Consider the following 21,575-nt stretch of genomic DNA (forward strand, 5'->3'; position numbering starts at 1 on the left):
CGGCAGGCCGCCGCGGGCGGCGGCCTCTGCGGCTGACGGCGCAGCGGCTGCCGAACCGCAGCCGCCTCCACCGCCGTCGCCTAACCAGCCGCGGCTCGACCGCGCTGTGCAGCTGCTGCGTGAGCACGTCGCCGAGGACGCCGTTCTCGAGGCGTCCATCAACGAGCCGAATGACCATCTGCCGACGCTCGTCATCCGAAGCGACCGATGGCGCGCGAGTGCGGAGCTGTTCCGCCGTCACCCCGAACTGAGCATCAATTACCTTCGCAATGTGTCCGGGGTCGACCACGAGACGCATATGGAGGTTGTCTATCACCTGCTCAGCCTGGACAGCGGGCACGTCTACGCGGTGAAGATTCGCGCCGACCGCGAATCGCCCTCCGTTCCTTCGGCGACGCCGATCTGGCCGGCGGCGAACTGGCCCGAGCGGGAGATTTACGATCTGCTCGGCATTGATTTTCCCGGCCATCCCGACCTGCGCCGCATCATGATGCCCGACGACTGGGTCGGCCACCCGCTTCGCAAAGATTATGTTCCGCTCGACCCGGAGGTGTAGCCCGAACATGATTCGAACCGAAGAATTGCTGCTCAACGTCGGTCCACAGCATCCGAGCACCCATGGCGTCTTCCGCATCGTCGTCAAGCTGGACGGGGAGATCATCACCGAAGCGACGCCGGTCATGGGCTATCTGCACCGCGGCACCGAGAAGCTGGCCGAGAACTTGAATTTCACCCAGATCATTCCCTATACCGACCGAATGGACTACGTGTCCGCTATGACCAATAATTATGTGCTCGTTCATGCCGTTGAGAAGCTGATGGGCCTCGAAGTGCCGGAGCGGGCGGAGTTCCTCCGGCTAATTGTCATGGAGCTGCAGCGGGTCGCCAGCCATCTCGTCTGGTGGGGGACGTACCTGCTCGACATCGGCGCGCTGAGCCCATTCCTCTATGCCTTCAACGACCGCGAGCGTATCCTCGATCTGTTCAACGAGCTGTGCGGCGCGCGGCTGACCTATAACTACATGCGCGTCGGCGGGGTCAAGTGGGACGCCCCCGACGGCTGGATCGACAAGGTCAAAGAGCTCGTCCGATACCTGTACGGCCAGCTCGAAGAATATGATGCGCTGGTGAGCGGCAATGAGATCTTCCTCTCCCGGATCAAGGGCGTCGGCGCTTACGACGCCAAGACGGCGATCGCGTACGGGTTGTCCGGCGCGAACCTGCGGTCGACCGGCGTCAAGTGGGATCTGCGCAAGAATGAGCCGTACAGCCTGTACGACCGCTTCGAATTCGACGTTCCCGTCGGCCGCAATGGCGATTGCTACGACCGCTACCTGATCCGCGTCGAAGAGATCCGCCAGAGCCTGCGCATTCTGGAGCAAGCGCTCGAGCAGTTCCCCGAAGGCGGCGAGACGATGGGCAAGGTGCCTCGCGTCATCCGTCCGCCTGCCGGCGAGATCTACGTGCGAATCGAATCGCCGCGAGGCGAGATCGGGTGCTACATCGTCTCCAAGGGCAAGGCGGAGCCTTACCGGCTCAAGTTCCGCAGGCCATCCTTCGTGAACCTGCAGATTCTGCCCAAGCTGCTCGTTGGCGAGAGCATGACCAACCTGGTGACGATTCTCGGCGGCATCGACATCGTGCTCGGGGAGGTGGACTGCTGATGCAGCATTATTGGAATTCTCCCGTCACCTGGGGGCATGCCGGCATCTATCTGCTCGGCGCCATCGCCGTGCTGGCCGTCGTCATCTTCTTCGTCACCTACGCGATCTACTTCGAGCGCAAGGTGATCGGCTGGATGCAGTTCCGGCAAGGGCCGAACCGTACCGGGCCGCTTGGCCTTCTGCAGACGGCGGCCGATGTCGCTAAGCTGCTAATGAAGGAAGACACCATTCCGGCCCGCGCCGACCGCGTCCTGTTCATCCTCGCGCCCGTGCTGGCGTTCGTGCCTTCTTTTCTCGTGCTCGCCATTATCCCTTATGGATTGAATCTCCAGTTCGCCGATCTGAACGTCGGCTTCCTCTACTATATTGCGCTCTCCGGCGTGACGACGATCGCCATCGTGGTCGCCGGATGGGCTTCGAACAACAAATACGCGCTGCTGGGAGGCATGCGCTCGGCGGCGCAGATGATCAGCTACGAGGTGCCGCTCGTCATGTCCGTCGTCGGCGTGGCGATGATGACGGGAAGCTTGAATCTACGCGATATTGTCATCGGTCAGGAAGGCTACTTCTGGCATTGGAACTTCATTCCGCAGATTCTCGGCTTCGCCGTCTTCGTCATCGCGGCGGTGTCCGAGCTGAACCGCACGCCGTTCGACCTGCCCGAAGCGGAGTCGGAGCTGGTCGCGGGCTACCATGTCGAGTACAGCGGCTTCCGCTTCGCCTTCTTCATGCTGTCGGAGTACGTCTACATGTACGCGATCGCCTGCCTCGGAACGATTCTGTTCCTCGGAGGCTGGAACCCGCCTCTGCCACAGCTGGACTTCATACCGGGGCTGATCTGGTTCGCGCTCAAATTCGCCTGTATCGTGTTCTTCCTATTCTGGATTCGCGCGACGCTGCCTCGGCTGCGGGTCGATCAGCTAATGGGGCTCGCTTGGAAGGTGCTGCTGCCGATCGCGATCGCGAACATCTTCCTGACGGCGCTCGGCATCGAATGGTTCGGTTAAGGGGCGACGCTAGTCAATGGAGGCTAATCACACGAGGTTATTCGCTGGAGGACATCGATGGTGACAATCGATGAAGGCTAACGGGGAAGGAGGCTGACCAGGATGACGAGAACGACAAGACCGCCAACAATCGCAAGGTTCAAAGGGGCGGGAATCCTCAAGGGGCTCGGCGTGACGCTGAAGACGATGAGGACGAAGAAGGTCACGTACAAGTATCCCGACGTTCCGATCCGGATGCCGGACCGGTTCCGCGGCATCCAATACTTCGAGCCGGACTTATGCATCGTCTGCAACCAATGCGCGCGCATCTGCCCGACCGAATGCATCACGCTGACCGGCAAGCCCAATCCGGATCCGGCGAAGAAGGGCAAGGTCATCGACACGTTCGACATCAACTTCGAGATCTGCATTCTGTGCGACCTCTGCACGGAGGTGTGTCCGACGGAAGCGATCGTCATGACGAACAACTTCGAGCTGGCCACCTACAGCCGCGACGACTTGTTCAAGGACCGCGACTGGCTGTACGGCAACAATCAGAATATCCGCCAGGATAACAACAACATCGGCGCTCCGCAGAGAGGGGGCGCGAAATAAGCCGTGGACTGGAACATTGACTTCACAGGCGAATTCTTCGCTTTCTTCCTGCTCGCCGTCTGCGCGATCGCGGGCGCTGTGCTGGCCATTAATTTCACCAAAGTGGTGCATACCGCTCTCTCCCTGGCGTTCACCTTCGTCTCGCTCGCGGGATTGTATATCCTGCTCCAAGCGGAATTCGTCGCATTCGTTCAAGTGCTGCTGTACGTCGGCGCCGTGACGATCCTGATGATCTTCGGCATCATGATGACGAAGCACCAGAGCGAGGGGCGGGAGCCCGGCCGGCCGCTGCTCGAGACGCTGGCTGCCATCGGCTGTCTCTGCCTCTTCGGCATTCTGTTCTATGCGATTCGCAGCGCAAGCTTCCCGGCTCCGGAAGCCGCGCTTCCGGAAGATAACGTGGCATCCATCGGCATGCTGCTCTATTCCGCCTACGCCATCCCGTTCGAGCTCGTGTCGGTGCTCCTGACGGTCGCCTTCATCGGAGCGGTCGCGCTGGCCAAGAGGGAGGAAGAGCAGCCATGAGCATGCTGGGCTCGTACCTGACGCTGGCGGCCGTTCTCTTCTGTGTCGGCCTGTTCGGCGTCCTGACCAAGCGCAATGCCATTATCGTACTGTTATCGATCGAATTAATGCTCAATGCCGTTAACCTGAACCTGGTCGCCTTCTCGAAGTATGGGGCGCAGCCGTCGCTCGCCGGACAGATCTTCTCGCTGTTCTCGATGACGGTTGCCGCCGCGGAAGCGGCGGTCGGCATTGCCGTCCTGATCGCCCTGTACCGCCGCAAGGCGACGGTGAACGTGGACGAATACGATGAGCTCGGGAGGTGACGCTGGTGTCATCCGTCTTCTCGCAGTACGCATGGCTCGTGCCGGCATTCCCGGTCGCGGCATTCGCGATTCTGACCGCGCTCGGCCGAAGCTTAAGCCGGGCTGGCGCGGTGATCGCGACGATCGCTTCGCTGGCTTCCTTCATCCTCTCGCTGATCATTGCCATTGAGCGCATCGGCCAGAATGCCGAGGATTACGTCGGCGGCATTGACTGGCTGCGGACCGGCGCCGTCAACATCTCCGCGGGCTATGAAGTGACGAACCTCACCTCGCTCATGCTGGTTGTCGTCACATTGGTCGCTCTGCTAGTTAATCTTTATTCCTTCGGCTACATGGCGGGGGATGGACGAATCTCTGTTTTCTACGCTTATGTGGCGTTGTTCACCGCTTCCATGCTAGGGCTCGTGCTCGCAGACAATCTGGCCATCCTGTACATATGCTGGGAGCTCGTCGGCGTCTGTTCGTTCCTGCTCATCGGATTCTGGTATCAGAAGCCGGAGGCGAGGGCCGCCGCCAAGAAGGCATTCATCGTTACCCGGGTCGGGGATCTCGGGCTGCTGATCGCGATTCTGCTGTTGTTCTGGTACATGCCGGGACACGCGCTCGACTTCGCCAGCATTCACAATGTATTCGATACGCAGAGCGGCATCGTATCCATGTCGATCACGACGCTGATCGCGCTGCTGATCTTCGTCGGCGCCGTCGGCAAGTCCGGCCAGTTCCCGCTGCACGTCTGGCTTCCCGACGCGATGGAGGGACCAACGCCGATCAGCGCCCTCATCCATGCGGCGACGATGGTCGCGGCCGGCGTGTTCCTCGTCGTGCGGACATTCGATATCTTCGAAGCTTCGTCCGCCGCGATGACGGTCGTAGCCGTGATCGGCGCGTTCACGGCGATCTTCGCCGCGACGATCGGCCTTGCGCAGAACGACATCAAGCGGATTCTCGCTTATTCGACGGTTAGTCAGCTCGGCTACATGATGCTGGCGCTAGGGGTCGGATCGGTGTCCGCGGCGATGTTCCACCTGTTCACGCACGCGTTCTTCAAAGCGCTGCTATTCCTCGGAGCGGGCAGCGTCATCCATGCGATCCATACGCAGGACATTCGCGAGATGGGCGGCCTCGGCCGCCGGATGAAGGTGACGGCCTGGACGTTCGGCATCGGCGCGCTCGCGCTGTCGGGTATTCCGCCCTTCTCCGGCTTCTGGTCCAAGGAAGCCATTCTGACGGCCGCGCTCGAAGGGGACCATCCTTGGCTGTTCATCGTCGGCGTCGTGACCGCCTTCTTCACTGCGCTGTACATGGCGAGGCTGTTCTTCCTCGCGTTCGCCGGCAAGCCGCGCGGGAATGCCGAGCAGGCTGCGCACGCGAAGGAATCGCCTGCGGTCATGACGATTCCAATGATCGTACTGGCGGCGCTCGCCGTCGTCTCCGGCTTCGTGCAGACGCCGTTCAAGGACTGGCTCGGGGAGTGGCTGACCGGAGAGGCTTCCAGCCACGGAGCCAGCGGCCTCGTGCTGGTCGCTTCGATCGCGGCATCGCTGCTCGGACTCTACCTGGGCTGGCTCGCCTTCGTTAGAGGGACGCTGCGTCCTGACGCCGTCTCCTCCCGTCTGCCGTGGCTGTCCCGGCTGCTGGAGCGCAAATATTATATCGATGAATTGTACCAACTGGTATTCGCCGGCGGGCTGAGAGGTCTGGGCCGGGCGCTCGCCGTCTTCGATGAGGCGGTCGTGGATGGGGCGGTCCGGCTGACGGGCTATTCGGTTCGGGCGCTGGGGCGGCTGAACACGAAGCTTCAGAACGGGCAGATTCAGACGTACGGCCTCGCTGCCATCCTGGCGGCCGTGATTCTCGTGCTGGCCATCGCCGGAAGGAGGTTCTGGTGATGTTCGCAAATGTACCTGTGCTGTCGCTCATCATCTGGCTGCCGCTGCTCGGCTCGCTGGTCGTACTGCTCCTGCCGGGCCGAAGCGGAGGGGCGATCCGCTGGGCGGGCATTAGTTTCACCTTCGTCTCGATGGTCTTGGCCTTCGGGCTGTACGCTTCCTATCTGCCTCTCGCGGGAGGGGGCGAATTCGCGGAGCATGGCTCCTGGCTGTCCGTACCGCTGAACACGGAAGTGATGCAGGATACGAGTGTAACGTCCTATCGTCTGGCGTTCGATTACAGCCTTGGCGTCGACGGCATCTCGATGCCGCTCGTCCTGCTGACGGGCATCGTCGCCTCGATGGCGTCGCTGGCGTCCGTCCACATCTTCAAGCGTCAGAAAACATACTTCTCGCTGTTCCTGCTGCTGCAAACAGGCATGTACGGTGTCTTCCTCGCGCGCGATGTCATCTGGTTCTTCATCTTCTTCGAGCTGACGCTTATTCCGATGTTCTTCCTGATCGGCATCTGGGGCTACTACGGGCGCGAGAAAGCGGCGAACCGGTTCCTCGTCTACAACGGGCTCGGCTCTGCGGTTATGCTGCTGGCGTTCTTGATCCTGATCGCGACGCTCGGCTTCGCCAGCGTTCAGACGGACGGGGGAATCGAGCTGACGTTCAGCGGCAGCTACGACACGATGCTCGCCAACCTCGCGGATCCGAATGCGGCGGCGCATCAAGCGGGCGCATGGCTTCTGTCTGACAACCTGCAATGGGCAGCCTTCATTCTGCTGCTCGTCGCCTTCGGCATCAAGCTTCCGATCTTCCCGTTCCATACGTGGATGCTCAAGGTGCATGCGGAAGCGCCGCCTCCGGTCGTCATGATCCACTCCGGCATCCTGCTGAAGATGGGCGTCTACGGCTTGATTCGATTCGCCGCCTTCCTGCTGCCGGCGCAGCTGCATTCGTGGTCCGCGGTGCTGGCTGTGCTCGGCGTCATCAACATTCTGTACGGAGCGGTTCTCGCCTGCGCGCAGAAGGAATTCAAGCTGGTGCTTGCTTACTCCAGCATCAGCCATATGGGCATCGTGCTGCTCGGCATCGCCTCGCTGAACGAGACGGGCTTCGAGGGCGCCGTCTATCAGGCGGTGTCGCACGGGCTCATCTCCGCGCTGTTGTTCCTGATCGTGGGCAGTCTGCACGAGCGCACCGGCACGACGCGGATCGACGAGCTGGGCGGACTGGCGCGCGCGGTGCCGTTCACGGCCGGCATCCTGCTCACAGCGGGGCTGGCCTCGCTTGGCTTGCCTGGCCTGTCGGGCTTCATCGGCGAATTCTTATCCTTCCTCGGCCTGTTCAGCACGATGAAGGCATTGACGGCGATCGGGACGATCGGCGTCCTGCTGGCTGCGGTCTACATGCTGAGGAGCGTCCTGGCGATGACGTACGGGCCGCTGCCCGAGAAGCTCGCCGGCTTGAAGGAGGCGCGGTTCATCGAGACGCTGCCCATGGTTGTCCTGACGGCGTTCATCGTGCTGCTCGGCATATATCCCTCCTTGCTGACCGATCTGATGCAGCATGGGTTCGACGGTCTGCTTAGGGAACTTCAGACAGGGGTGGGGGGCTGAACATGATCCAGACGAATACGTTGACGTGGAGCGATACGTGGTACATGGCCCCCGAGCTTGCCCTGGTCGTCGCCACCCTAGTGCTGGCGGCGCTGGATTTAGCGCTTCCCCGCCGAACGAACCGGGATTGGATCGGCTGGGGGGCGCTCGCAGGGCTTGTCGCAGCGGGGGTGTTCGTCGGCTGGCACATTCACGATCTGCGGTCGGCGGCCGGCGCGGGGGAGCAGACGTACCATAGCCTGCTCGGAGGCAGCTACCGAATCGACGACTTCGGCAACCTGCTCAAGCTGATCTTCCTCGGAGCATCGGCGCTCCTCGTGCTCGCTTCGCTTGGAACGGTGAAGCGGGAGGATGTGCCGATCAAAGGCGAATTCTACTATTTGTTCCTGCCGGCAGTCGTCGGCGCGATGGTGATGGCGTCCTCCGCCGATCTGATCACGCTGTTCCTCGGCATGGAACTGCTTGGCATTACGTCTTATATTCTCGTGGGCGTCCGCAAGCGAACCGGCGTGTCCGGCGAAGCGGCGTTCAAGTATGTGGTGACGGGCGGCACGGCATCGGCCTTCATCCTGTACGGCATGTCGTTCCTGTACGGGCTGACCGGCTCGACGAATCTCGGGGCGATCCGAGGCGCGCTCGGGGGAGCGGCAGCGGATAGCCGCGCCCTCATCTATGCCGCCTTCTTCCTTCTAATCGTCGGCTTCGCTCTGAAGCTGGCGCTGGCGCCGTTCCACGCGTGGGCGCCGGACGTCTATCAGGGCGCCCCGACGCCCGTCACTTCCTTCCTGGCCGTGGTGGCGAAGGGAGCGGTGTTCGCGATGGCGTACCGCCTGTTCCTGAACACGGCGTACTTCCAGACGGACGACTCGCGGCTGCGCGGCGACGTGTTCCTCGCGCTGGCCGTCCTGGCGGCGGCCGCCATGATCGTCGGCATCGCCGGAGCGCTGAAGCAGCAGAGCGCGAAGCGGCTGCTGGCGCTGTCCGGCGTGGCGAATGCGGGCGTCCTGCTCGTGCCGCTCGCGCTTGACGTGACGGATCTGCATGCCTCGTTGTTCTCGGAATTCCTCTATTACTTCATCGCCTACGTCTTCATGAACGTCGGCGCCTTCGCGGTGCTGACGGTGATCCTGCGCGATGCCGGCAGCGACAAGCTGTCCGCGTTCGCCGGCTTGTACCACCGCGCGCCGTGGACGGCCGTCGCGATGACGGCGCTGCTCTGCTCGCTCGCGGGCCTGCCGATCACCGGCGGCTTCTTCGGGAAGCTGTTCATTCTGTTCGCCTCGGTGCAGACGAAGGCCTACTGGCTCGCGGCGATTCTGCTGGCGACCACCGTCGTCTCCTATTACGTCTACTTCTCGTTCATCCGGCAGATGTATATGCGCACGGGCGACACCGACGGCAAGGTCGCCGTTCCGGTTCCCGCAGGTATCGTCATTTGGCTGAGCGCAGCCGCCACGGTCGCCCTCGGCCTCGCGCCGAAGCCGGTGCTCGACTGGGTAGGAGGCGTATATTCGCTAGCCGTGGACTTCGTCGCGCGGTAGCATGCGGTAGTTTTGTAGAGGGGCACGCGTTCGCAGGAGAGGAACAGAGATCAACTCTGCTCCTCTCCTTGTTGTCTGCGATGATGCAGCTGCTTCGAATGTATATGGCAAACCTCCCGGCTATGATTTCGTCATTTATAGTCCCGTTTGCGACAAAAGTACCGTTTTTTCGAAACGAGAAGGGAAGCGGGTGTCGAAACGAGAAATATAATAGGGAAAGTATAGGTGCAGTCAGGTCCGAGACGTATCGGATCTGCCCGTGTATATATGGTGAATAGCCATGGGATGGGGAAAAGGTTGTGATCGGCCATGAAGATCGGGGCAATGCTGCGAATGTTGGCAGGCGCGGGATGCTCTCTGGCCATAGCGCTCGGGGTATTGGCGAGCGCAGCGGGAGGGATGTCCCCAGCTGGGAAGACGGCTATTGCGGGCGAGATGCCCAGAGCTGGTCCGGCCGCCGTATCCGTCCTGGGCAGCCGAACCGCTGAGGTTCGCTCGGCTGCGGCCGTGCAGTCTTTAGCTCAAGCGATGCAGCCGGACTTCCTCGGCGCTATCGGCGTTCCGGAGGCGTGGAAGCTGCTGGATGGCTACGGCGCTAACGTAACCGGCACGATCGCCGTCGTGGACACGGGAGTCGATCTGAAGCACCCCGGCTTAATCCCGTATCTGACCGACGGAGTCAATCTGCTGGACGCGAGCAAGCCGCCGCAGGATGACAACGGCCACGGAACGGCTGTCGCCGGCATCATCGCCGAGATCGCGGACGCATCGAAGCAGACGCCGGGCGGCGCGGACTGGGAGATGAAGATCATGCCGGTCAAGGCGCTCGACCGCAACGGGGAAGGCGACGAGGCGAATCTCGCCGCCGGCATCCGCTACGCGGTCGAGCACGGCGCGAACATCGTCGTGCTCTCGCTTGGCCTGCGCCGGGATACGCCCGAGATGCGCAGCGTCGCGGCGCTGGCCGAGAGCAAGGGCGTGCTGCTCGTCGCCGCCTCCGGCAATGACGGTGCGGAATTCGGAGCGAGGGCGGCCGTGCAGTACCCGGCGGCTTACCCGACGGTGCTCGCGATCGCCGGCTCGGACGGCAGCAACGCGCAGAACCGTTCGACGTCCGGGCCGGAGGTGGACGCCGCCGCTCCTTGGCGAGTGGAGACGCTCCTGCTCGGCGGCGGTTCGACGATAATGGAGGGCTCTTCCATGAGCGCGCCGCAGGCGGCCGGAGCGGCAGCGTTGCTGCGGGCTCGGCATCCGGACTGGCCGGTAGCCCAGCTGCGGGAGACGATTCGCCGGACAGCTGAGGAGACCGCCTTGAAGGGCTGGGATCGCTACACCGGCTACGGGCGGGTGAGGGCGGACCTGGCCGTCAAGGCGGAAGCGGCTGCGGATTGGCGGGAGCCCAATGAGAATCGGCTCTCCGCCGGAGCCTTCCCGCTCGGAGCCGAGCTGTTCGCCTCATGGTCGTCTTCGGCGGATGTCGACGGCTACATCGTCGATGTGCCCTATGACGGCGAGCTGAGCGTGGCTTGGAGGATCCATGATCCGGCCTACGTCTCCGGGGCGCCGAACCTCCAGCTTTTCCCGATGGCAGCGTCTCAAGCTCTAGCCTCCACTATGCTGACGGAAGCTTCTGCGGTCCGGTGGGAAGTGAAGAAGGGGCAGTACTATCTAAGGACGGCTAAGGGACAATGGGGAGACGCCGGCAGCCCCGCCGATTACCGGCTGGAATCAGCCTTCGCCATGGCGCCCGATGCGATGGAGCCGAACCAGAGCGCGCTGACCGCTCACACGCTTGAGCCTCGAAGCCAGAAGTGGACGGGATCGTTCAACCTTCAAGGCGATGAGGATTGGGTCGCTGTTGATCTTCCGCGAACCGGCAAGCTGCGGATTCGCGTGGATACCGACACGACCCGGATCGATCCGGCCGTTCTGCTGCAGCGAGCGGGCGAGACGGGCGAGGAGATGGACGTCAACGCAGACGGCAAGGGCGAAGAGATCGTGATTCCGGAGGCCGAGGCTGGCAAATACTATATTCGGATTCGCAACGCGGTCTCGTCGAATCCGGAAGCCGTCATCGGGACGTATACGGCACAACTGGAATATATTACCCCATACGAAGATCTTCAGGAGCCGAACGACGGTCCGCTGACGGCTACGCCGCTGACGATCGATCAGCCTGAGATCCGAAGCGGATTGATCGATCGGGCGAAGGATGCCGATTGGTTCCGGTTCCAGACGGACGGGACGAAGCGAATTCGCTTCCGTCTAAGCAGTCTGCCGGCTTCGGTCAGCGGCACGCTTAAGCTGTACGATCAGAGTCTGGTTCTGCTCCGCTCCTGGAGCAGCGCGGACAAGGGCGAGCCGATCGACGTCAAGCTTGGGACGGCGCCTGGCACGTATTATATAGCCGTGACGGCGGATGCCGCGTTCCGCGACTCGTATTACGAGCTGATCGTCCAACAGGAAGAGGCGGACCCGGGATTCAACGATATTGCCGGCCATTGGGCGGCAGAACAGATTCGCGCCGCGGCCGATGAGGGGTGGATGACGGGATATACAGACGGCTCCTTCCGGCCGAATCGTCCGCTAACCCGTGCGGAGGCGATCGTCATGGCGGTTCGGGCGTTCCGCCCCGGGAGCGCGGGCGGCGGTTTGCGATTTTCGGACATTTCACAGAGCTCTTGGGCGTACAACTCTATCTTAGAGGCTGATGAGGCGAAGTGGCTGTCGGGATATGCCGGGCCGAGGCTGGAGCCCAATCGGCAGATCACCCGCGGCGAAGCGGCAATTCTATTCGCCAAGGCAGCCGGCCTGTCCTTGTCCGCCGTGCCGAAGCAGCTGTTCACGGATGTACCTTCCGCCCATCCGGCTGCCGGATCCTTGGAGGCTTTAGCGAGCAAAGGCTGGATTAACGGATACGCGGATGGAAGCTTCCGCCCGGCCAAGCCGATTAGCCGGGCGGAATGGGCGGTGATGCTGACACAGCTGCTGTAGGGAGATGACAAGGCCAATTGAACGATATTTATTATTCGGCAGGTTGGAATGGTTTATTTTCGATGTTCGTGACGTTAGGTTTAATCGCAGTGGCGTGGGTGCTGTTCAAGGAAGTCCGGTGGGATAAAGTGTTCCGGCATCCCCAGAGCCCCGGCGCCCGGCTGTTGCAGCTGATCCTGGCGATTATCGTCGGTCATGGCGCAGCCAGCTTCGTTCTGGATTACTGGAACTGGACGTCCTCCTTGAGATGGCTGTTCGGTTCGGATTAACGCCGCGGTTAGCGCATAACCGCAAGCTTGAATGATAACAATGGGTAATATGGCGTAGAAGCGGCGTAAGGCGTAGAACCATGAAGAAAATCGGGGAATTCTGTCAAATGTTGCCGCTTGTGCCATGGTACGAGCGATGCTATGATGGGGTTTGGGTTTTCTAGGCTGCGGCGAGCCCGCCAATGCTACGGAATGATTATATACCCGCGGAGGGAACCACCCATGAGCAAAATCATCGTCCGCGGCGGCCGTCCCTTGAAGGGGACAGTCCGCGTACACGGCGCCAAAAATTCAGTCCTGCCTATCCTTGCCGCATCCTTATTGGCGGAAGAGGGAGTCAGCGTCATCCATGATGTACCCGCTTTGGACGATGTGACGAACATTATTCAGGTGCTCGCAGCTTTGGGGGTTCGGGCGAAGCATGACGACGGAACGGTGCGCTTGAATGCCGGTCGTCTAACTTCGTATGACGCTCCATACGAGTTGGTCCGCAAGATGAGAGCCTCCTTCCTCGTAATGGGACCTCTGCTCGCGCGCTTGGGCAAAGTTCGGATCTCGCTGCCGGGAGGCTGTGCGATCGGCACGCGTCCGATCGATCAGCATTTGAAGGGCTTCGAAGCGATGGGCGCCGAGATCGGCTTCGGCCAAGGCGCCATCGAAGCGCGCGTGAACGGCAAATTGCGCGGAGCGAAAATTTACTTAGACGTTGCCAGCGTTGGCGCGACGGAGAACATCATGATGGCGGCCGCGACCGCTGTCGGCACGACCACGATCGAGAATGCGGCGAAGGAGCCGGAGATCGTGGACTTAGCGAACTTCCTGAACGCCATGGGAGGCAAGGTTCGCGGCGCCGGCACTGGCGTCATCCGCATCGAAGGCGTCGAGCGGCTGACCGGCATTGAGCATGTTGTCATTCCGGACCGCGTGGAGGCTGGCACCTACATGGTTGCCGCGGCTATCTCTGGCGGCGATGTATATATTGAAGGCGCGATTCGCGACCATCTGGGTCCGGTCATCGCGAAGATGGAAGAGATGGGCGTCACCGTCGAGCACGACGAGAACGGCATTCGCGTTATCGCGAACAAGCCGCTGCGCGCGGTTGACGTTAAGACGCTTCCTTATCCGGGCTTCCCGACCGACATGCAGGCGCAGATGATGGCGCTGCTGCTCGTGGCGGAAGGAACGAGCATCGTGACGGAGACGGTGTTCGAGAATCGCTTCATGCACGTAGACGAATTCGCGAAGATGGGCGCCGAGATCAAGGTCGACGGCCGCACGGCGATTGTCGCCGGCAATGCCAAGCTGGCCGGCGCGCAGGTATGCGCCACCGATCTGCGCGCCGGAGCGGCGCTGATTTGCGCTGCGCTGGTGGCAGATGGCGCCACGGAAGTGGATGGCGTGCACCATATCGACCGTGGCTACGTAGACATCGTCGGCAAGCTGGCCGCTCTGGGAGCGGACGTCTACCGCGCGCCTTCGCCTGAAGAGGTGCTGGCCGAAGCGGAAGAGCTGTCCCGCCGTCCGGCGAAGCTGATGGAGGTCATCGAGGAAGAACGTTCCGCGGCGGCCGAAGGCGCGAGAGTTCGGGTGCAGCCGACATTGGCTTAAAGGTCTTCATTCTTTATATATCCAGATTGACGGTTCCCGTTCGCGGCTGCGGATGGGGCCGTTTTTTTTTCTGTTGCGGCGGGCGGGCAAGCGGTGGCGGAAGCGGCGGGAATGCGGATGCGGCTGCGGAACGCGGGGCGATACTCGTATAGAATGGCGCGCTGGCTCGATCCCATCGGGAATGTGTATTAGAAATAGTATAGAATGTGCGGAGCATCGCTTCATCCGAGAATTGTGTGCTAATAATAGTACATATTCGGCCTGACCCCGGAGAATGGGGGGCAATTATGTATGATATTTAATACATAATCGCTCCAAATCGCCGAAAATCCAATAACGTGTATTGTTTCTAATACATAATGGTGAACGTTTGCCTTCTATGTGTGTCATTCGGTTCCCCGAGTTCTAGCGATCCGTGATTAGTCATAGATTGTAAGACTAGAGACGGAGGGATGGCAGATGAGCGGCAGAAGAGACACGCGGCGCGACGGGGGTTGGATTCGAAGACTGGACTGGATCGGCTTCGGCGCGGGCTTGGCCATGGCGGCCGCGGCCTGGCTGATCATTCACGGGGGACAGGCGGATGGCCCCGGCCGCGAGCTGGCTGCGGCGCCAACGGCACGGGGGGCCGCCGCAGCCGCGCTTGGCGCGGATAGCGCGCACGCGGCGAAGCGGGCCGCCATCGGCAATGCGCAGGCCGCGTCGGCGCGAAGCGGCGAGCCGGGCGACGCAATTGGCGGAGCGGCGAGCGGCAGCGCCGCCGGCGCGAACGCGCCGTTGCAGGCCGATCAGAAGGCAGCGGCTGTCATGCCGACGGACAAGCTTCTCGTTCGCATCTATCTATCGGACGAGAAGAAGGTAGAGACAATCCCGCTCGAGACCTACGTCCGAGGCGTGGTGGCGGCAGAGATGCCGCTTGACTTCGAGCCGGCCGCACTGGAGGCGCAGGCACTGGCGGCGCGGACGTATATCATTCGAAGGCTGCTGAACGACGACCGCTCCGGCGTGCCCGTAGATGGCGCCGACGTGACGGATACCCAGACGCATCAAGTCTATCGATCGCAGGCGGAGATGGCGGAGCTCAAGGCCTCGGATCCGAAGGGCTGGGCGAAGGCGGATGATGCGGCGCAGCATACGAGAGGGAAGATACTAACCTATGAAGGGGAACCGATCGAAGCGCTCTACTTCTCTTCCAGCGATGGGTATACGGAGAATTCGGAGAATGTCTTCCCCTATGAGCTTCCCTATCTGCGATCGGTAGCCAGTCCTTGGGACCGTGAAGAGGCATCCGGCTGGTCCGATACCCTTGAGATGTCGCTGCAGGAATTCGGCAAGAAGCTGGGCGTGAGCACGGGGGCGATACTGGCGCGCAGCAGCGGCGCCGAGACGATCCGCGTCTTGGATCGGACGCCCGGCAACCAGGTGAAGACGCTGCAGGTAGGCAGCGAGAAGCTATCAGGCGTTGAGGTTCGAGACAAGCTGGATTTGAAGTCGGCCGCATTCGAGCTGACGGCGACGGGGCGCAATGTCGTCATCACGACGTACGGCAGCGGCCACGGCGTCGGCATGAGCCAGTGGGGAGCGGAAGGGATGGCGAAGAGCGGCAAGACGGCTGAACAGATCGTCCAACACTACTATACAGGCATTCAAGTAGAGGAAGCTTCGAAGCTGGCAGATCGTCTTGTTCTATAAAAATGGCAATCTTGCAATCTCGACGTATAAAAGTCTATCGCCTGGTAACACTTGGTTACTGAGGTGATAAACAATGAGTGATCAAAACAAAACCACTCGCAAGCTTGAAGAAGCCCCCAAGCCGGGCGCCGCGTCTCCCGTCAAACCGTCGGGGATGAAGCGGTTCTTCTCCAAACGCTGGGTATTCCCGGCAGTGTACATGGCCGCCGCAGCAATCATCGTAACGATTCTCTGGCTGAATGCGGATGCGGGCGGCAAGAAGGAAGACCAAGCGGTGACGGCCCCGGGGACCGTCGAGACCCCTGCAGGCCAAGAAGGCGCGAGCAGCCCGGAATCCGTTCCGGCTGCCGCCAGTGGCGAGACGCTTCGGCTCCCGTTCAAAGACTCTGAGGACATGGGCGTTCTGATGAACTACTGGAACGCGAACGGCTCTGCTGAAGAGAAGGAAGCCGCGATGGTCGAGTGGAACAATTCGTTCACCGCGCACATGGGCGTCGACTACGCGAACAAGACCGACAACACGAAGTCGTTCGAAGTGCTCGCAGCGCTGAGCGGCAAGGTTATGGTAGCCGACATGAACCCGGTCAACGGCTACGAAGTCGAGATTCAATCTCCTGACGGCTATGTCACAGTCTATCAAAGCCTCGAAGATTTGAAAGTCCAGGTTGGCGACGAAGTGAAGCAAGGCGATGTTATCGCGATGGCCGGCCGCAGCGAAGTCGAGAAGGACGAAGGCGTCCATGTCCACTTCGAAGTGCGCAACAACGGACAGCCGGTCGATCCGAACACGCTGATCCAAGCCGAGTAACATGGGAGCTTGAGCGAGAGCCGTCCACGGTCTTCTGACCGCGGGCGGCTTCTTCGCGCGTGCCGGCTGGGGCTCGAGCGGGTTGCGCGAGGTGCCTCTTAGCTGAAAATAAGTATTGGCCGTCTTTTTGCATGCTCCATTAGCCGCACTACTTGGACGTTAGACCCATAGTGCGCGCCGGAACTGGACTTTCCGGGCTTGTCAGGCTTGGGAACAGAGAATAAGTGACCGCGCCCCTCATATAATGTACCAATCTAATCGAGCAGGGAGGCGGGAGCGTGCACGATTACATCAAGGAACGCACCATCAAGATCGGCCGGTGCATAGTCGAGACTCGCAACACGGTTCGGACGATCGCCAAGGAATTCGGCGTCTCCAAGAGCACGGTGCATAAAGACCTGACCGAGAGGCTGCCGGAGATTAATCCGGATTTGGCTGACCAGGTGAAGCACATTCTGGAATACCATAAGTCCATTCGTCACCTTAGAGGAGGGGAAGCGACGAAGATCAAGTACAAGAAAACGACAGTCAAAAAACGGGAGGTTCTGACAGCGGGCAAAGCGTGAGTGGTAATTATTACCCAGCAAAAAAAGGATTTTCCCATTGGATGGCGAATAGTGTACTATTACGATAATAAGCGCCGTGGGGGATTCTGGGAACATGTTCAGCAAAGACATCGGAATCGATCTGGGCACCGCTAACGTGTCCATTCATGTTAAGGGAAAAGGCGTCGTGCTTGACGAGCCTTCTGTCGTCGCCATTGAGAGCGATACGCGCAAAGTGCTGGCTGTCGGCGAGGACGCCAGAAGAATGGTTGGCCGGACTCCGGGCAACATCGTGGCGATCCGGCCATTGAAGGATGGCGTGATCGCCGACTTCGAAGTGACGGATATGATGCTGAAGGCGTTCATCGACCGTGTCGGCGGCCGCGCTTGGTACAGCCGTCCGCGCATTCTGATCTGCGCGCCGACGAACATCACGTCGGTCGAGCAGAAGGCGATCCGCGAAGCGGCGGAGAGAAGCGGCGCCAAGGAAGTCTTCTTGGAAGAAGAGCCGAAGGCGGCCGCGATTGGAGCAGGCATGGATATCTTCCAGCCTAGCGGGAATATGGTTGTCGATATTGGCGGAGGTACGACAGATGTCGCGGTCTTGTCCATGGGCGACGTCGTAACCGCCTCTTCTCTTAAAGTCGCAGGGGACAAGTTCGACTCCGCGATTATGAAGTACATAAAGAATAAGTACAAACTGCTAATCGGCGAGCGCACGAGCGAGGACATTAAGATCAAGATCGGTACGGTCTACTCTAGCGGACGCCGCGATGAGATGGACATTCGCGGACGGGATATGGTATCCGGCCTCCCGCTGACGATCACGATTCACTCCGACGAAGTGCGCGAAGCGCTGTGGGAGCCGGTGTCTTCCATCGTCTCCTCGTGCAAGAGCGTGCTGGAGCGCACGCCGCCGGAGCTGTCGGCGGATATTATCGACCGCGGCGTCATCCTGACGGGCGGCGGCGCGCTGCTCGACGGATTGGATGCCCTGTTGGCGGACGAACTGAAGGTTCCGGTGCTTATCGCCGAAGATCCGATGCACTGCGTCGTCAAGGGCACGGGCATTATGCTGGATCACTTGGACAAGATGACTCGCAAGCTGGGTTAGGAGGAACATCATGTTAAGAGGACTGTATACGGCCGCATCGGGGATGATCGCACAGCAACGCCGCCACGATACGGTTACGAACAACATTGCCAACCTCAATACCCCCGGGTTCAAAGTGAACAATACCGCGAACCGCGCTTTTCCCGAGATGCTGCTGTCCGCTATCGGAGGAGAGAACGCTGCGCAAGGCCCGATCGGCAGGCTGAATACCGGCGTCTTCGCCGAGGAGAATTTGCTTGGAATGACGCAAGGCGATATGATGGAGACGGATCGTTCGCAGGATATGGCGATCGCATCGGATATACGGGTAGACGGCGTTACGTTCGATGCATCCGGCAAGTCTGTGGACGAGGACGGGAACGTGACGTATCAGCCGCAGGCGTTCTTCACGGTGCAGACGCCGGACGGGGAGCAGCGGTATACGCGTAACGGCAGCTTCCAGACGGCGGCTGACGGCACGCTGGTGAACGCCGACGGCTTGCCGGTGCTTGGCGCAGACGGTCAGCCGATCGTCGTGCAAGGATCGTGGGATGATGTGACGGTCACATCCGACGGCCGGCTGCTTGACCAGAATACGGGGCTCCCGCTTGACGGGGACCCGCAGCTGATGCTGACCCGGGTGAACAACCCGAACGAGCTGATCGTTGAAGGCAATAGCTTGTTCCGTTACGCCGGCGAACCGGACGGCATCGTTCCGGTGCAGGCAGGTGACGGAGTCGAGATTCGTCAGGGATTCCTGGAACGCTCGAATGTCGACGCGTCCCAATCAATGGTCGACCTGATGTCGGCCTTACGCGCTTACGAGGCGAATCAGAAGGTTATTCAATACTATGATAGCAGCTTGGATAAAGCGGTTAACGACGTTGGGAAAATCTAGGAGGGCATCTCATGAATAACTCCATGATCAGCGCAGCCGCATCGATGGGCGCCATGCAGCGGCAGCTAGATATTCTCGCGGATAATATCGCGAACATTAACACGGACGGTTACAAAGGCAAGAAGGCCGTCTTCGAAGACATTCTAACGAGCGTTCAGCCGCAGCCGAAGGATTTCGAACAGCCGGGCAGGCGTTCGCCGCTTGGGCTTACGCTAGGCTGGGGAACCCGCGTCGCCGGGCAGACGCTGGATATGTCGCAGGGGCCGCTGAAGGAGACGGGCAACAGCACGGACGTTGCGATCGAAGGCAACGCGCTGTTCGAAGTCAGAACCGGCATGTCGCTTGACAGTGCGCGGGCCTTCACGCGCCAAGGGGCCTTCCAGCTGTCGCCGCTTGCTAGCGGCGACAGCATTCTGCTGACGAATACGGGCTATCCCGTCGTTGCCGATGATGGCGGGACGGATACGTTCGTCGAAGTGCCGGCCGGCTATCAATTGACGATTGGGGCAGACGGTGCGCTGACGGCGAAGAGCGCGGACGGGACGGATCAAGTGGAGCTCGGCGCGTTGAAGCTGGGGCAGGCCGCGAGGCCGGAGCTGCTGCAAGCGGCAGCCGACAATCTGTTCGCCGTACCGGAGAATGTGAATGCGGATGAAGTGGTGCAGGCCATCGCCGCGGCCCCCGGCGCTGCCGGAGGCGTGGCGATTCGGCAAGGCTACCTGGAGCAATCCAACGTAGACTTGACGAGCGAGATATCCGATCTGATCAACGTGCAGAGGGCATATCAATTGAATTCCAGGGCGTTGTCTTCTGCAGATCAAATGATGCAAATGGCGACCAACCTGCGCGGCTAATAGCGAGAGGAGGGAGCATGGTGACGGCTTCCACCCGTCCGCCGGTCCGGAAGAATCGCTCCGCCGGGCGCCTTACTGGACAGATAATTTGGACATTCATCAAGATATTAATCATACCTATCCTATGCGTCGCCGCTCTGATCTTGGGGATGGCGATCGGTTATGTGGTACTAGGCAAGGGAGAGCTGGCCGACGTGTTCGACATGCATACGTGGCGGCATATGTACGATTTAGTATTTGCCGATAGCTAGTCGGCGGCCCATGCGATTATGAGACAACAGGAATGAAGGCTCTCCGGTTTTTCGAGGAGGGTTTTCTTTTTGAAGTCGGGTTAGCTTGACTGCGGTTCGGCGTGCGTTTACGCTAGTTGAGGTGAGCGATATTCGGATGAATTATAATGTTGCGAATGGAGGGGATCGTCGGGAATGAACATACCTAATATACTAACCATGTCCCGATTCGTGATGATCCCCGTGTTCTTAGTTCTGTATTTCAACGATCATCCTGTTATCGCATTGTTCGTCGTACTGCTCGCGGGACTTACAGATTTGCTTGACGGCTACATTGCGCGCCGAAGCGGGCAGATTACCACGACCGGCATCATGCTGGATCCGCTGGCGGACAAGCTGATGATGCTGTCCATCGTGGCCGCGCTTGTGATTGGAGGCGAGATTCCGTGGGCGGCTGCCGCGGTGATGGCATTCCGCGAGGTCGGCATGATCGCGAGCTCAGCCTTTTTCCATTTTCGCGGGATGCGGACGGTTCCGGCCAACGTCTTCGGCAAGGTGACGACATTCATCTATTATTTGGCCATTCTGCTGCTGTTCCTGGACTTGCGGGGCGGCGTTCCGACGCTGTGGTGCGCGATTGCGCTCTCCTTCGTGACGACTGGCGTCTACCTGATGAAATTCCGCCGTCTGAACCGGGCAAGCTAATATGGCAACGTGTGTTGGAAGGCGGAAGGATTAAAAGAGCCCGCCGCCGCGCCTTGGGAGAACCGGTGGCGATCGGCGGCGAGCCCTCTTATATCAACCTTTGCGCTGCAGTTCGCAAAAGGATACTTGTAGTATAGGCGTTGAACGTTAACCTTATGCGATTAGTACATATTACGTCCATATAAGGAGGAGTTATATACGATGTTGGATATTACGCAAATTCAAGAGATTATTCCCCACCGGCCGCCGTTCCTGCTGGTCGACCGCATTCTGGAGCTCGAGCCCGGCAAGCGTGCCGTCGGCCTCAAGAATGTGACGATGAACGAGCCGCACTTCATCGGGCACTTCCCGGGGTTCCCGGTCATGCCAGGCGTGCTCATTCTCGAAGCGCTGGCGCAGGTCGGCGCAACCGCTATCCTGGGCGTAGAGGAGAACCGCGGCAAGATCGGCTTGTTCGCCGGCGTGGACGAATTCCGATGGAGAGGCCAAGTGACGCCGGGTGATACGCTCACGCTCGAAGTGGAGATCATCCGCCTGAAAGGGCCGATCGGCAAAGGACAAGCAACCGCCAAGGTCGGCGACCGCGTCGTAGCGGAAGGCGTCCTCATGTTCGCGCTGACCGATCCGGCGAAGGGTTAAGCTGCACTCGACTGGCTGCATTCGCGCGATTCCCGGGGAGATACTCGATCAAATCGAGTATCTCGGCTACGGACGGTAGAAATGGGCAGAGAAACTCGAAATAATCGA

The 21,575-nt window shown here is 60.5% G+C and carries 21 protein-coding genes; all 21 read left to right on the plus strand.

Features of this window, described 5'->3' with window-relative positions:
* Positions 1-556 (plus strand): NADH-quinone oxidoreductase subunit C (locus tag H4Q31_RS19880; RefSeq protein WP_260440184.1); only part of this gene is annotated, 556 nt, incomplete at its 5' end.
* Between the two features lie 7 nt (positions 557-563).
* Positions 564-1,664 carry an NADH-quinone oxidoreductase subunit D gene (locus H4Q31_RS19885; RefSeq protein ID WP_185180806.1) on the plus strand — a complete coding sequence of 367 codons (1,101 nt, stop codon included), beginning with the start codon at positions 564-566 and terminating at the stop codon, positions 1,662-1,664.
* Positions 1,664-2,671, plus strand: a complete 1,008-nt coding sequence (gene nuoH, locus H4Q31_RS19890; RefSeq protein WP_185180807.1) for an NADH-quinone oxidoreductase subunit NuoH — start codon at positions 1,664-1,666, stop codon at positions 2,669-2,671. The genes H4Q31_RS19885 and nuoH overlap by 1 nt, the downstream gene beginning before the upstream one ends.
* A gap of 102 nt (positions 2,672-2,773) precedes the next feature.
* Positions 2,774-3,265 carry an NADH-quinone oxidoreductase subunit NuoI gene (gene nuoI, locus H4Q31_RS19895; RefSeq protein WP_185180808.1) on the plus strand — a complete coding sequence of 164 codons (492 nt, stop codon included), beginning with the start codon at positions 2,774-2,776 and terminating at the stop codon, positions 3,263-3,265.
* Between the two features lie 3 nt (positions 3,266-3,268).
* Positions 3,269-3,790 (plus strand): NADH-quinone oxidoreductase subunit J, encoded by a 522-nt coding sequence (locus H4Q31_RS19900; protein ID WP_185180809.1) that lies wholly within the window; start codon positions 3,269-3,271, stop codon positions 3,788-3,790.
* Positions 3,787-4,095: an NADH-quinone oxidoreductase subunit NuoK gene (gene nuoK / locus H4Q31_RS19905; RefSeq protein WP_185180810.1), complete on the plus strand. Its 309-nt coding sequence runs from the start codon at positions 3,787-3,789 to the stop codon at positions 4,093-4,095. The genes H4Q31_RS19900 and nuoK overlap by 4 nt, the downstream gene beginning before the upstream one ends.
* Positions 4,096-4,100: 5 nt before the next feature.
* On the plus strand, positions 4,101-5,984 hold the full coding sequence (gene nuoL, locus H4Q31_RS19910; protein ID WP_185180811.1) for an NADH-quinone oxidoreductase subunit L: 1,884 nt from the start codon (positions 4,101-4,103) through the stop codon (positions 5,982-5,984).
* Positions 5,984-7,591, plus strand: coding sequence for a complex I subunit 4 family protein (locus H4Q31_RS19915; RefSeq protein WP_185180812.1), 1,608 nt, complete (start codon positions 5,984-5,986; stop codon positions 7,589-7,591). The genes nuoL and H4Q31_RS19915 overlap by 1 nt, the downstream gene beginning before the upstream one ends.
* 2 nt (positions 7,592-7,593) lie before the next feature.
* Positions 7,594-9,132 carry an NADH-quinone oxidoreductase subunit N gene (locus H4Q31_RS19920; protein ID WP_185180813.1) on the plus strand — a complete coding sequence of 513 codons (1,539 nt, stop codon included), beginning with the start codon at positions 7,594-7,596 and terminating at the stop codon, positions 9,130-9,132.
* A 309-nt stretch (positions 9,133-9,441) separates the two neighbouring features.
* The gene (locus H4Q31_RS19925; protein WP_185180814.1) at positions 9,442-12,126 is read left to right on the plus strand and encodes a S8 family serine peptidase; all 2,685 of its coding nucleotides are present in this window, start codon (positions 9,442-9,444) and stop codon (positions 12,124-12,126) included.
* Between the two features lie 17 nt (positions 12,127-12,143).
* Positions 12,144-12,395, plus strand: coding sequence for a DUF1146 domain-containing protein (locus tag H4Q31_RS19930; protein ID WP_245347259.1), 252 nt, complete (start codon positions 12,144-12,146; stop codon positions 12,393-12,395).
* A gap of 222 nt (positions 12,396-12,617) precedes the next feature.
* A complete protein-coding gene (gene murA / locus H4Q31_RS19935) occupies positions 12,618-14,003 on the plus strand; it encodes a UDP-N-acetylglucosamine 1-carboxyvinyltransferase (protein WP_185180815.1) in 1,386 nt (461 codons plus the stop codon).
* Positions 14,004-14,462: 459 nt separating this feature from the next.
* On the plus strand, positions 14,463-15,695 hold the full coding sequence (spoIID, locus tag H4Q31_RS19940; protein ID WP_185180816.1) for a stage II sporulation protein D: 1,233 nt from the start codon (positions 14,463-14,465) through the stop codon (positions 15,693-15,695).
* 73 nt (positions 15,696-15,768) lie between these two features.
* Positions 15,769-16,503: a M23 family metallopeptidase gene (locus tag H4Q31_RS19945; RefSeq protein ID WP_185180817.1), complete on the plus strand. Its 735-nt coding sequence runs from the start codon at positions 15,769-15,771 to the stop codon at positions 16,501-16,503.
* Between the two features lie 278 nt (positions 16,504-16,781).
* Positions 16,782-17,069 (plus strand): sporulation transcriptional regulator SpoIIID, encoded by a 288-nt coding sequence (gene spoIIID / locus H4Q31_RS19950; protein WP_027094289.1) that lies wholly within the window; start codon positions 16,782-16,784, stop codon positions 17,067-17,069.
* A 94-nt stretch (positions 17,070-17,163) separates the two neighbouring features.
* The gene (gene mreB, locus H4Q31_RS19955) at positions 17,164-18,162 is read left to right on the plus strand and encodes a rod shape-determining protein MreB (RefSeq protein WP_185180818.1); all 999 of its coding nucleotides are present in this window, start codon (positions 17,164-17,166) and stop codon (positions 18,160-18,162) included.
* 10 nt (positions 18,163-18,172) lie between these two features.
* Positions 18,173-19,039 (plus strand): flagellar hook-basal body protein, encoded by an 867-nt coding sequence (locus H4Q31_RS19960; protein ID WP_185180819.1) that lies wholly within the window; start codon positions 18,173-18,175, stop codon positions 19,037-19,039.
* An 11-nt stretch (positions 19,040-19,050) separates the two neighbouring features.
* Complete coding sequence (locus H4Q31_RS19965) at positions 19,051-19,893, plus strand: flagellar hook-basal body protein (RefSeq protein WP_185180820.1); 843 nt, start codon at positions 19,051-19,053, stop codon at positions 19,891-19,893.
* Positions 19,894-19,913: 20 nt separating this feature from the next.
* Complete coding sequence (locus tag H4Q31_RS19970; RefSeq protein ID WP_311771772.1) at positions 19,914-20,144, plus strand: DNA-directed RNA polymerase subunit beta; 231 nt, start codon at positions 19,914-19,916, stop codon at positions 20,142-20,144.
* Between the two features lie 174 nt (positions 20,145-20,318).
* Positions 20,319-20,828 (plus strand): CDP-alcohol phosphatidyltransferase family protein, encoded by a 510-nt coding sequence (locus tag H4Q31_RS19975; protein ID WP_185180822.1) that lies wholly within the window; start codon positions 20,319-20,321, stop codon positions 20,826-20,828.
* A 201-nt stretch (positions 20,829-21,029) separates the two neighbouring features.
* Complete coding sequence (gene fabZ, locus H4Q31_RS19980) at positions 21,030-21,467, plus strand: 3-hydroxyacyl-ACP dehydratase FabZ (RefSeq protein WP_185180823.1); 438 nt, start codon at positions 21,030-21,032, stop codon at positions 21,465-21,467.
* Positions 21,468-21,575: the final 108 nt, after the last annotated feature.

This window comes from Cohnella lubricantis (assembly GCF_014212015.1).
Taxonomy (GTDB): Bacteria; Bacillota; Bacilli; order Paenibacillales; family Paenibacillaceae; genus Cohnella; species Cohnella lubricantis.

Excerpts from the sequence above, each read along its gene's own strand:
- H4Q31_RS19920 (WP_185180813.1), top strand. The coding sequence starts at position 7,594 with ATGATCCAGACGAATACGTTGACGTGGAGCGATACGTGGTACATGGCC.
- H4Q31_RS19975 (WP_185180822.1), top strand. The coding sequence starts at position 20,319 with ATGAACATACCTAATATACTAACCATGTCCCGATTCGTGATGATCCCC.
- H4Q31_RS19925 (WP_185180814.1), top strand. The coding sequence starts at position 9,442 with ATGAAGATCGGGGCAATGCTGCGAATGTTGGCAGGCGCGGGATGCTCT.
- H4Q31_RS19885 (WP_185180806.1), top strand. The coding sequence starts at position 564 with ATGATTCGAACCGAAGAATTGCTGCTCAACGTCGGTCCACAGCATCCG.
- nuoI (WP_185180808.1), top strand. The coding sequence starts at position 2,774 with ATGACGAGAACGACAAGACCGCCAACAATCGCAAGGTTCAAAGGGGCG.
- fabZ (WP_185180823.1), top strand. The coding sequence starts at position 21,030 with ATGTTGGATATTACGCAAATTCAAGAGATTATTCCCCACCGGCCGCCG.
- H4Q31_RS19965 (WP_185180820.1), top strand. The coding sequence starts at position 19,051 with ATGAATAACTCCATGATCAGCGCAGCCGCATCGATGGGCGCCATGCAG.
- H4Q31_RS19915 (WP_185180812.1), top strand. The coding sequence starts at position 5,984 with ATGTTCGCAAATGTACCTGTGCTGTCGCTCATCATCTGGCTGCCGCTG.
- murA (WP_185180815.1), top strand. The coding sequence starts at position 12,618 with ATGAGCAAAATCATCGTCCGCGGCGGCCGTCCCTTGAAGGGGACAGTC.
- H4Q31_RS19945 (WP_185180817.1), top strand. The coding sequence starts at position 15,769 with ATGAGTGATCAAAACAAAACCACTCGCAAGCTTGAAGAAGCCCCCAAG.
- H4Q31_RS19960 (WP_185180819.1), top strand. The coding sequence starts at position 18,173 with ATGTTAAGAGGACTGTATACGGCCGCATCGGGGATGATCGCACAGCAA.
- nuoK (WP_185180810.1), top strand. The coding sequence starts at position 3,787 with ATGAGCATGCTGGGCTCGTACCTGACGCTGGCGGCCGTTCTCTTCTGT.
- mreB (WP_185180818.1), top strand. The coding sequence starts at position 17,164 with ATGTTCAGCAAAGACATCGGAATCGATCTGGGCACCGCTAACGTGTCC.
- nuoH (WP_185180807.1), top strand. The coding sequence starts at position 1,664 with ATGCAGCATTATTGGAATTCTCCCGTCACCTGGGGGCATGCCGGCATC.
- spoIID (WP_185180816.1), top strand. The coding sequence starts at position 14,463 with ATGAGCGGCAGAAGAGACACGCGGCGCGACGGGGGTTGGATTCGAAGA.